Origin of the sequence: Sphingopyxis sp. (assembly GCF_035998965.1) — a bacterium.
Lineage (GTDB): Bacteria > Pseudomonadota > Alphaproteobacteria > Sphingomonadales > Sphingomonadaceae > Sphingopyxis.
Window position 1 is genome coordinate 1 of record NZ_DASYHE010000035.1, and the last position, 1,543, is coordinate 1,543.

Here is a 1,543-nt window from a genome sequence, read left to right on the forward strand (position 1 = left end):
CGTGGCGGCAATGGAGGTGCTCGCGCGCGACCTCAAGGCGCTCGGCCTCTACGCGTCACGGTCGCTGTCGTTCGATGGGGTCGAATATGAGCTGCTCGAACATAAGCTCACCGACGAGCAGCGACGCATCTACGACAGCTATGCCGGTGCCTTCCAGGTCATCCACAACAATCTCGCCGCGGCGATGGAGGCGGCGGGGGTGACGAGCGCCGAGCATGGCACGCTCAATGCGCAGGCGAAATCGGCGGCGCGATCGGCATTCGAGAGCACCAAGCAGCGCTTCTTCAACCATCTCATCACCGCGATGCAGACCCCGAGCGCCATCGCAAGCATCGCTCGCGACATTGAGGCGGGCCATGCGGCCGTCGTCCAGATCGTCTCGACTGGGGAAGCGTTGCAGGAGCGCCGGCTCGCCGAGATCCCGGTGGAGGATTGGGGCGACGTGTCGGTCGACATCACCCCGCGCGAATATGTGCTCGATTATCTCGCGCACGGCTTTCCGGTCCAATTGTTCGAACCCTGCACCGACGGCGAGGGCAATCTTGCGTCGCGGCCCGCTTATGACGAGGCCGGCAATCAGATCGTCAGCCGCGAGGCGTGCCGGCGGCGCGACGCGATGATCGAGAAGCTCGCCGCGTTGCCGCCGGTGCCGGGCGCGCTCGATCAGATCGTCCAGCATTTCGGGACCGAGACGGTCGCCGAGGTGACGGGGCGCTCGCGTCGCATTGTCCCGCGGACGGGCGACGACGGAGATGTGCGTTTTGCGGTCGAGACCCGCCCCGGCAGTGCGAACATTGGCGAGACCCACGCCTTCATGGACGACGAGAAGCGCATCCTTGTCTTCTCGGAGGCCGGGGGAACGGGCCGCTCCTATCATGCCGATCTCGGCGCCAAGAACCAGCGGCGGCGCATTCACTATCTGCTCGAGGCAGGATGGAAAGCGGATGCCGCGATCCAGGGCTTCGGGCGGACAAATCGAACGAACCAGAAGCAGCCACCGATGTTTCGTCCGGTGTCGACCGACGTCAAGGCGCAGAAGCGCTTCATATCGACGATCGCGCGGCGGCTCGATTCGATGGGGGCGATCACGCGCGGCCAGCGCCAGACGGGCGGGCAGAATATGTTCCGGCCCGAGGACAATCTGGAATCCTTCTATGCCCGCGATGCGCTGCGCCAACTCTATCTTCTGATCGTGAATGCCAAGGTCGAGGGCTGTTCGCTGCTGACGTTCGAAAGTGCGACGGGGCTGTCGTTGCTCGATATCGATGGCTGCCTGCGCGAGGAACTGCCGCCGATCACCACCTTCCTCAATCGCATGCTTGCCCTCACGATCGACCTCCAGAACATCCTGTTCGAGGCCTTCGAGGGTCTGCTCGTGCATCGCATCGAGGCGGCGGTTGCTGCGGGAACCTATGAGATCGGCCTCGAAACCCTGCGCGCCGAGAGCTTCGCGGTGAACGCACGGCAGACGATCTACACCCATCCCGGCACCGGGGCGGCGACGCAGCTTCTGACGATCGAGCGCAAGGAGCGGGTGCTGCCG

General features: G+C 64.7%; 1 protein-coding gene. It reads left to right on the forward strand.

Annotated features, from left to right (window positions below; all coding sequences use genetic code 11):
- On the forward strand, positions 1–1,543 hold a 1,543-nt coding region (locus VGN68_RS05085; RefSeq protein ID WP_327474511.1), incomplete at both ends, for a strawberry notch C-terminal domain-containing protein.